The 10,094-nt window shown below is 36.8% G+C and carries 7 protein-coding genes and 1 pseudogene; all 8 read right to left on the reverse strand.

Annotation, left to right across the window (positions count from 1 at the left end):
* Positions 1-142: 142 nt before the first annotated feature.
* The 8 genes and pseudogenes from CLV48_RS18355 to CLV48_RS18395 all read right to left on the reverse strand — a co-directional run bounded on the left by CLV48_RS18355 (position 143) and on the right by CLV48_RS18395 (position 9,736).
* The gene (locus CLV48_RS18355; RefSeq protein WP_170069055.1) at positions 143-1,024 is read right to left on the reverse strand and encodes a glycosyltransferase family 2 protein; all 882 of its coding nucleotides are present in this window, start codon (positions 1,022-1,024) and stop codon (positions 143-145) included.
* Between the two features lie 75 nt (positions 1,025-1,099).
* Entirely contained in the window at positions 1,100-1,813 is a 714-nt protein-coding gene (locus CLV48_RS18360) for an O-methyltransferase (RefSeq protein ID WP_106568758.1), read from the reverse strand.
* Positions 1,814-1,854: 41 nt separating this feature from the next.
* The gene (locus CLV48_RS18365) at positions 1,855-3,651 is read right to left on the reverse strand and encodes an ABC transporter ATP-binding protein (protein WP_245889609.1); all 1,797 of its coding nucleotides are present in this window, start codon (positions 3,649-3,651) and stop codon (positions 1,855-1,857) included.
* A 45-nt stretch (positions 3,652-3,696) separates the two neighbouring features.
* Positions 3,697-3,843, reverse strand: a pseudogene (locus tag CLV48_RS20795) (MBOAT family O-acyltransferase); the annotation flags it as partial.
* Between the two features lie 204 nt (positions 3,844-4,047).
* Positions 4,048-5,067, reverse strand: coding sequence for an acyltransferase family protein (locus CLV48_RS18375; RefSeq protein WP_106568759.1), 1,020 nt, complete (start codon positions 5,065-5,067; stop codon positions 4,048-4,050).
* 12 nt (positions 5,068-5,079) lie between these two features.
* Positions 5,080-6,045: a hypothetical protein gene (locus CLV48_RS18380; RefSeq protein WP_106568760.1), complete on the reverse strand. Its 966-nt coding sequence runs from the start codon at positions 6,043-6,045 to the stop codon at positions 5,080-5,082.
* 568 nt (positions 6,046-6,613) lie between these two features.
* A complete protein-coding gene (locus CLV48_RS18385) occupies positions 6,614-6,847 on the reverse strand; it encodes a hypothetical protein (RefSeq protein ID WP_245889610.1) in 234 nt (77 codons plus the stop codon).
* Between the two features lie 1,476 nt (positions 6,848-8,323).
* Entirely contained in the window at positions 8,324-9,736 is a 1,413-nt protein-coding gene (locus CLV48_RS18395; protein WP_106568762.1) for a hypothetical protein, read from the reverse strand.
* Positions 9,737-10,094 lie beyond the last annotated feature (358 nt).

The raw sequence follows: 10,094 nt of genomic DNA on the forward strand, positions 1-10,094 counted from the left end.
ATCTTCGAGGTGAAGTAAGTCGACAAAATAATTAATTTCTCGTTCGAGGAATTAAAATTGCTTATTAAACTCTCTGTATCCGAACTAATTCTATTCATTACAAATCCTTTAAATGACTTAAATTATCAAGAGTCTATTTTACCTATTTTTGAAAAATGCTTAAAAAAAACCTTTTGGACTTTGAAAATAGAAGGAATAGAAAAGGTGTGTAAAACAAAACATACTCTCTTAACGAAAACTTGTAACCTTCTTTTTGTAAAATTTTTCTGAAATAAGATGCCAGATTATATTTATAATTCCCCCTCACAGATGAAGATGTTATTCTATTTATATATTTATGTCTGATTTTATTATTTCTACTTTTTTGCCAATGTTTTTCATAAAATGGAATGCAATCAAAATAATTGACCTTCTTAATGTTTGGCCTTGTCCAATTAACTTTTACATCATAATTTTCAAAATACTTCCATGGACTAACTAAATGCGCTCTAATAAAATAATCATAATCTTGATGTCGCTTTAGATCTTCATCAAACAAGACTTCCTGTGCTAGCTTTCTCTTCATCATTAAAGAAGGAGTTGGACAAAAAACATCATCACTTAAAATAAAATCGAAAACTGATTCGCCATCTCTTATATCTCTTGAGGGTAATTTTACAATAGAGTTTGGTCTTATTACATGTGCTCCACTAAAAATAGCTTCAAAATTTTGTGAATTTAAATAGTTTAATGCTAGTCTAAGCCTATCTGGATTCCAAATATCATCTGAATCTAGAAAAGCAACATAATAACCTCTAGCCTTTTCAATTGCATAATTTCTTGCAGCATTTCCGCCAGGTTTTCTATTTTCAGGTCTTTTAAAAATTCTGACTCTTTTATCTTTCTTTGAAAATTCTTCCAAAATTTCCCAGGAATCATCTGTACTATGGTCATCAACAATAATACACTCCCAATTTTCATAATTCTGAAGAATGACAGAATTTAAAGTAGACTTTAAAAAAGGCCCTTTGTTGAAGTTTGGCATCAGAATTGAAACCATAATCATGTGAAAATTAATCTTTTAATGATTTTTCGAGGCTGAAAAGTTTTGAGTTTAATTTCAAGAAGGTGTGGTATTTATTCCATCTTGGAAAGATAGTCTTGAATATTTATAGAATGATTTACAATGAGTAAATCCTAATTGGTCCCTCATACTATTTAGAAGGAATTTCTCGTCATTCCTATTTGTATCATCCAAAAATATTATTGAGGACTTACTTATTTTCCCTTTCAGAAAATTTAAAATTCCATATCTTGCAAATCTAGATTCAAATCCTTTTGGTCCATCTATAATAACTAAATCAAAATTATAATTCAAAAGATCAGAATCATTTGGGATATCAAACCATTTTCCTTTTCCTTTTTTAGAATATTCATTTTTTTCTGAAATTTCAAAATTTTTGAATGTTACTAGATCACAATAATTGAGTAAATGTTTTTGCCAATTCTCGTCTTGGTCAAGACTAATAAATTCAGGTCTATAATCTAATTCCTTAATCAGATTATTTAAAATCATAGTTGAAAGTCCTGATCCAATTTCTAAAATTGTTTTAGGTCTATGGATAACAATATCATTAGCAATGTGTTGGATAGTTTGGAATGATAAAGAAAATTCAGATTCAAATAGAAATCCCTTAGGAAAATATGGTTTTAAAATCTCAATAGCCTTTAATTCTTTTGTTCTAAACCAAACTATTTCTTTAACTTTTTCCTGAATTAAAAATCCTGTTTTTTGAATTCCGAAAACCCAATCTCTCAAATTAACTAACTTCATATTTTATTTTATTCTGTAAAAAAAACTGCACCAACCCGATTTCAAATATTTTGAAGAGCAACAGAGTTCTTAAATTTTTCAGAAATATTTATTAAACTTTTAAAGGTTCCCATTCCTTCCAAATCTCCATTCTCCAACAAAACAACTTGATCAGCATTTTTAATAGTTGAAAGTCGGTGGGCAACAATTAAAATTGTCATTTTCCCTTTCAATTTTTCAATATTTTCCTGAATAATCAGCTCTGTTTCCACATCCAATGCGGAGGTAGCTTCATCTAAGATCAACACCTCAATTTCTTTGTATAACTCTCTGGCAATTGACATGCGTTGTTTTTGGCCTCCACTTAAATTGATGCCATTATTTCCTAAAAGTGTTTCCGCTTTGTTTTCCAAATTGTTTACAAAATCAAGGATGGCCGCGTTATCTAAGGCTTTCCAAAACCTATTTAAATTGGTTTCACTAGGCTCTGCCCACAAAGTCACATTATTGAAAATGGTATCATTAAAAATGATAGGTTCTTGTGTAATATACCCAATTTTTTTTTGAAATTCAGGTAGATCCAAATCTGAATAATTGATGCCATCCAGTAAAATCCTCCCTTCACTTGGAGGCATTAAGCCCGCAATCAAATTGGCCAAGGTCGTTTTTCCTGATCCTGATTCTCCTACAAAAGCATAGGTTTGATTTTTAGATAACTTCAAATTGATATTTCTAAGGACAACCTCATTTCCATAGCTAAAAGACAAATCCTTTAACTCGAACCCCTGAACAATTGAGTCCACTTTTTGATTACCGAATTTTTCCTGCGCTTTTCTAAGTTCCCTCTGAAAATCACTGATATTTTCCAAAGATCCTGACATATTCAAAAAGCTATTCCAAGAAGTTTGTAAAGCCATAAGGAATGTCAAGGAGCGATAAAAAAACAGTAAAGACAAAATAATCAGTCCCAAGCCTTGATCAAAATAACTTACCTGTATAATAATTACCATTACAACTACAGCAATGGTTATGGGTTCCCTTATCGCTTGTAAAACAGCGCCATAATAGCCGGTTTGAAGATTGTAGTTTTCAATTTCCTGTATTGCCTTTTTTAACCTCTCTGAAAATTGTAGATTAATACCAGTGGCTTTCAAATACTTAAAAAAAGCAACCTTCTGAATTAACAACCCTTGATAATTGTGGCCTACGGCAGTGATTTTTCTGGATAACTCTTTGGTCTTTTTATAGATCAGCTTGAATAAAAAATTAGAAAATATCCCCCCAAAGGCCACTAAAAGAGCAAACTGGGGATTTGCCAAAAAGGCCAGAAAAACATAGACGATCAGCATAACAGCCATCTGCATGGACATAAAATAAGAGCGATAAGCGGCAACCACCCTTTCGGTTTCCCCACTTAAGGTATTCTGAATCCTACCTGCATCTGCAGTTACAAAAGCTTTGTAATTGTAATGGGTCAAATAATCGATATTCTCTAGGCGAAGCTTTTTGATAAAATACTGTTGGACGATCACCCTGTAATAGGTTTCAAAAAATTTGGCCAAGCCCTTTAGCATAAAAAACAGCAACATGACCAGTAACACTGTCTTCAAATCCAATGTCAATCCTAAGGACTTTAATCCGTCCACTAAAAATCCTAAATTCCCCATAGCTTCCGAGCTGGCTTCCCCTTTCCCATCCACCATTTCCAATAAGGGTAAAAACATAGCCAATCCAAAACCATCCAATAAACCTACCAGAATACTCAATACCAAAGCAAAAAAGATTCTATGCCTTAAGTGGATATAGAAGTAAGTAAAATGGGTGAAGTATTTTTTAATAAAGGACTTGAGATAGCTCACAATTAATTCTTCAAAATGAAACTTATTATAATTAAAACTTTAAGAAAACCGCCAATCCCACCAGCCATAAAACACATAACTGGCTACCAGAATAAAGGCATTCTGTGCTTTCAAATTCTTCTGAAACACAAACCAGTACAGCAAGAATACTACAGGAAAGAATAAAAGAAATTCGAAAGAGTTAAAGAGCATCTATCAGATCTGACTTTTAAAATACTCAATGGTTTTCAATTGTCCATTTTCTAATTGAACTATAGGTTTCCAATGACCAAGAAAAATAACAGCGTTAAAAACACTATGTTGCTTATATCAAGTGAAGATGAAGTGCTAAAAAATTTAAAATTTGATACCATTCTTCTTCATTAAATTGGTCATTGAATAATTTCTACACAGATTTTAGGCTTTAAGCCAAAGTAACTTTGAAAACTGATTTTTGCTAAGATTTTCAGATTTCAAAGCAAGAAGTACAGTAATCAACAATGCCAAAATAGCAAACAGGAACCCATTAACTTCTAAACCAATTTTTGTAGAAACCACACCCAAATACCGCATCACGATCAAATGAAACATGTAAAAACCAAAGCTGATTTTACCTAACTCCTGAAATACCGGCAGAGCTAAAATCTGCTGGGATATCCATCCCTTTTCATAATAAAAAACAGCTATCAAAGGAACTAAGACTATCCATAACAAAATGGAATAAGACCAAGGAAGAAAATATTCATACTGCCTATTTACAAGCGAAAAAAACAAAATAAACATAAATACCGCCGATATTTCGAGCAGCGTGCCCTTTCTTTTGCTGATTTCCCAATTTCTGTTCTTAATAATTTGGAAAAGCATCATCCCAATCAGGAAATCAAACACCCTAAAATAGGGACTGATATACAGGTAATAATGATGATACTCCTTAGGGATCATGATCCCGGAAAGAACAATTGTCAAAACCATAAATAAAAAGCCCATCCATAAAGCTCGACTGCTCATCTGCTTGATCAAGCTCAGGAAAAAAGGAAACAAGAAATAAAAGACCAATAATATCGCTGAATTCCAGGTGACACTGTTAAAAGAAAAATAGAATCCCTCTTTCGGCACAAAAACATGAAGATGGAGTAGATTGAGGACAAACTTTAATGTCCAAACTGCTCCGTCCTGAACCAATTCATTCAAGGTAAAAGGAATGGCCAAAATCAAAGTAATGACATGCAGTGGATAGATCCTGATCAATCTTTTTTTAATAAAATCCCAATAAGACATGACGCCCGGCACTAATTTTTCCTGATAAGCCAATGTAAGCACAAAGCCACTCAAAAGGATAAAGAAAGCATGACCCGTCGCCAAATCCGTCCAACCTAAATGCACTGAAAATACAAGAAGTGCAAAAATAAATCTTAAGCTGTTTAAGGACTTGACCAAAAAGGAATAGAATTAAATGAGTTTCAAATGAAGGCTGGGAATTTTCCTTGAAACCGCCCCAAAACTCTCCTTCCAATAAGCCAGGCTTTCCAGCTTTTCCCCAGTCTGTCCATCATAGACCGTTCCCATATCTATATAATGAATATGGGGAAGATTCATCAGGTATTGCATAAGGAAGTCCATCGCCCGGCATATTTTTCCATGTTCGGTAACAGCCGAATATTGGACTTTGATCACCTGTGGATGTCTGAAAATCACCAGTCCCGCCAGTAACTCCTCCTCCAGATAAGCCGAAATCAGTTGGATCCTTCCAGGATGACGTTCAGAAAGCAAAGCTATTTCTTCCCAGCTATGCACAGGATCCTTGCCTATTTTGGCAGCATATAGAGGAACCATCAGCCCTTCCCAAAATCCTTGGGTCAGCTCCCCTTCCCTGACATCCAAACCTTTCCTTAATGCCCTTCTTACACCTTTTTTCTTCCCTTTATCTTTCAGAATAAAAGGGGCTTCAATCAAATAAATCTCCTTATTTCCAGAAATCTCAAAACCAAGGGTATCATAATCCACTTCCTGTAATCCCTCTTCTTGACTGTAGTAATAAGGTACAGGAGTCACCATAAGGCTTTGGATTGCTTGATTTTTATAAAATCCAAGAATGCTATTTATGATTTGTCTTTGAAAAGAAAGTGATAAACCCCTTTTGAATATCCATCCCCCAAAACTCAGTCCCTGATGCGAAAATATCTGATTACCTACCTGATGGGCCGGAAAAACCGCCAGCAGCTCCTCCCCTTCCCAGACCATCAGCGAAGCGTCCTGAAATCGATCTCCATGGTATTCCATAAAAGAGCGGCGTTGCAGGAAAGTGCCATTGGCAGCGCGCTCGATAAAGGCTTCCCATTGCTCCCGATATCCTTCCTCATATTTCCTGATCTGAATTTTCAAATCTAATCTATGTGCTCTGAGTTTTTTATCCACTATCTAAAAAGCGAAGCTTTTTCTATGTGTACTACTACTACTGTGTCTATGTGGTTTCAAAAAAAATCAAGCTCTTTATCGGTGTTTATCTGTGATTAAAATCAAAAGCGAAGCTTTTATCTGCGTTCATCCTCATTCATCTTTGGTTAAAATCTAAAAGCGCAGCTTTTTAGCTATGTGTTCTACTGTCTCTATGTGGTAAAGAAATAAAGCGAAGCTTTTACCCCAGCCTGCGGGAGGATGTTTTTCCGTAGGTGAAAAATACAAAAGTGAATATCCTTTCAGAATAAAAAGAAAGCTAAACCCCCCCTTGATTATAAACTAGACCAAAAACTAAAATTTGATTTTTTTCTTTATCAATCTTGTAAACCACAATATGATTTTTAATCACCAAATCTCAATTATCTGCAGAATCAAAAAAAATAGACTTCCTATGCTTCAATGGAGACTTGGGTATGGATTTTAAGCTTTAAAGACTTCTACTTTAAATTTCCTGGCAACATTAGGCCTATCCTGGGCAATAAATTCTATTTGGGAGTTAAGTTTTACTGTAAAAACATGCGAAATTTTAAGCTCCATATCTTTTTAAAGTATCCTCAAGAAGTGCATCAAGCTCTTCTATTGACAAATGGTTTTCAGGAGAATTCAATGATTGTTCTAGATCGTCATGCAATTCAGATTTTAGCTTCTCCAAATTTTGGATTTCCACAATTTCCAATTCATCCTTGGAAAATCTTTTAAGAAACCACATCAAATGGTTATAGATTTTATCGCTTACTTTTATAGTGATAGTATTATTCATGAAGTTACCTGTCTTTAATCCTTAAAGATAAGCTAAAATTCTTGATTCCAGCTGTTAGGGATTACATTCTCTTATCTCATTTACTTTCAGTTTACGGATTAAAAATCCGCTTTATCGCATCACAAAATTGCAAATTTCGCGAAGCACATATCCCCATGGTATTCCATAAAAGAGCGGCGCTGCAGGAATTACCATTGGCAGCGTGCTCGATAAAGTCCTCCCATTGCTCCCGATATCCTTCCTCATATTTCCTGATCTGAATTTTCAAATCTAATCTATGTGCTCTGAGTTTTTTATCCACTATCTAAAAAGCAAAGCTTTTTCTATGTGTACTACTGTGTCTATGTGGTTTCAAAAAAAATCAAGTTTTCTATCGGTGTTTATCAGCTTTTATCTGTGGTTTAATTAATCCGCGACCATCTTCTCAATCCGCGTCATCTGCGTTCTATTGACATTCACGTTCAATATCGTCGGCGTTGGACGATTCATTTTTTCAGAAGATCCCTGCGCCGACTCGGGGAACGGGGTGAACTCATTCAACCCAGGGTTCCGCGGCATTCTGCCGCTTTCCCTGGGCTGTTACTATGCAGGCCCTTCAGGCCTTTTTCTTAAAAATCGCCGATTCAGCTACTGGCTTTCGTGAAAATTCGAAAGCTCTGCGCGGTGCTGATCGGGATTTGCAATCCCGATCCACGATACAATGGATTTGTAATCCATCCTAACCTTCAAGGTCCCCGAAAATATCAAAATCTGGTCAATTAGTGAAATTCGTGTAATTAGTGGCTAAAAAATTCTTTCCCACTTCAGAAACGACATCCTCAACCCTTCAAGACTTCCACATTCCTAATTCCTCATTCTACAAAAAAGACCTCTCCTTCGTCGAGGTGACAAGGATAAGCCATTTTCTCTTTTTACCCTTTTGAGATATTCAAAGTGCTGATCGGGATTTGCAATCCCGATCCACGATACAATGGATTTGTAATCCATCCTAACCTTCAATGTCCCCGAAAACATCAAAATCTTGTCAATTAGTGAAATTCGTGTAATTAGTGGCTAAAAAATTCTTTCCCACTTCAGAAACGACATCCTCAACCCTTCAAGACTTCCACATTCTTCATTCTTTATTCTACATTCATCTGTGTATCCCTGATTAGTGTAGACCGGTTTGTGATTGAATTTCATTGTTAAATATTGATGTCTATCCGTGCCCGTCAGGCCCGGCGGGTTATGCTTGAGCTTTTGCTTCAACCGGGATGGACTGCATCCATCCCTTGGTTATTTTGGCCTTTCAGGCCTTCCAACAAACTCTCCTTTAAAAACCATCTTCCCAAACTAATCTCAAAATTAAACTTGACACTCGTCCGTGGCGGAACCACGACAACCCGACAACCACCATTTCATTTTCCACTCTACATTCTCCATTCTTCATTCTTAATTCTCCATTCCAAATTCTAATTCCGATCCCTAATTCTACATTTACGACCGCACATACCTCCTCCTACCCTTCTCCAACAGCCACAACAAACCAATAAAGATCCCCAAAACCACCACCATCACTCCAAGATCCTGGGCATCCCCAAAATGCATCCAATACCGCTGTGCCGGAAAACCTCCCCTCTCCCCTTTTTCAAAGGCCTCTTCCAAGCCCGGAACATTCAAGCGCACCCAAAACATGGACAAAATCAGGTTCAAGATCCCTATCTTCCATACATCCTTCCACAAAACCCTGTACCTCCGGATCGCTTTCATCAGGCCCAAAAATAACAAAGGTAAAAAGGGCACAATGGTCCCGGAATTGGGATGCAGGGCAAAGACAGCCAAAATCACCATGGCCAAGGTAAATCCTATTCCCAACAATGCCGTTTCCTTCAGCACCCGGTACAGAAAAACCAGTGAAAGCGGGATAATCAGACCAAAAAACATAAGGTGACCGGCAAGGAAATCCAATGGAAAACGGAACAGGGCCCCTACAAAAGCCTGGGTCAGTTGGACCAGGCTTACATTGCTATTGCTCCCGGACAAGAGCCACAGCAGCAGGGAAACTACAAAAAGGCCACCGAAGAAAATCAAAATCCGTTCTTTGTGAAGCTTTTTGCCTATGATTTTCCAGCTTTCAGACCAGTTGATGGGGGAACTCCTTCCTACCCAGTAAAGAAATACCAAAAGTGTAATAAGGGAAACCATAAAGCCCAAAAACAGCAACCAGGAAGCTTCAAACCTTCCTGTAACATAGGCAAGCACCAACATGAGCACCGCAAAAAAGACCACAATAGCAAAAGAAATGATAGAATTTGGCTTTTCCTCTTCATAGATAACCAGTTTATCTCCGGGTAGCACCATCAAAAGCAGGCCTATGGGTAAAAGAAAAGGAGATACAAAAGCCCCCACGAAGGAACTTAGAAAGAGTTTGTTTTTTTCATATCTGATAAAGTAATTGACCTGCGCCAATCCAAGGCAAAAAGCCGCCATATCCGTGGAAAAAGGATTGTACCAAACCTCCTTCAGCAAAAAGAAATTGAAAAAAAGAAGGACAAAAGCCAATGCTTCCATGGCTCCTTCGAAATGGAGTTTTTTCATGATCCTGAAAAACCAGAATACAGCAAGTCCCAAAAAGATGAAATTCAAAATGACCATCCCGCTCAGTAGGCTTTCCGGCTCCAATTCTAGACCAAAAATCACGTAAACCATATGCACCAAGGCAAAAGGAAAGATATGCTGGAGTTGCCAGATATTGTAACTGTCCTTATCGATCACATCCACAAATTCGATGGCTACCTGCCTGAAAAACAGGCCATGGCCATAAGTACCCTCATTCACAGGCACCTTTTCACCTGGGATCTGGAAAAGAACGATAATGAAAAATAAAGTTATGAGGAGTATGCGGGGCATTTTATTGGGAAAAAGGTTTAGGGTTCAGGTTTTGGCGTTCAGGGTTCAAGTTTAACGGTTAACGAGTTCCTGGTTCAGCTTGTTCCGAAACATTTATTAGCGTTCAATAACATTCGCGAAAATTTGTAAGCCCCACGCCTAATTTCTTTACCTTGGCTGTTATGAGGAACAGTGCTGATCGGGATTTACAATCCCGATCCATGATACAATGGATTTGTAATTCATCCTAACCTTCAAGACTCCCACATTCTTCATTCTACATCCTACATCCTACATCCTACAAAAAAGACCTCTCCTTCGTCGAGGTGACAAGGATAAGCCATTTTCTCTTTTTACCCTTTTAAGATATTCACGGTGC

The organism is Cecembia rubra (genome assembly GCF_003014575.1).
GTDB classification, from domain to species: domain Bacteria; phylum Bacteroidota; class Bacteroidia; order Cytophagales; family Cyclobacteriaceae; genus Cecembia_A; species Cecembia_A rubra.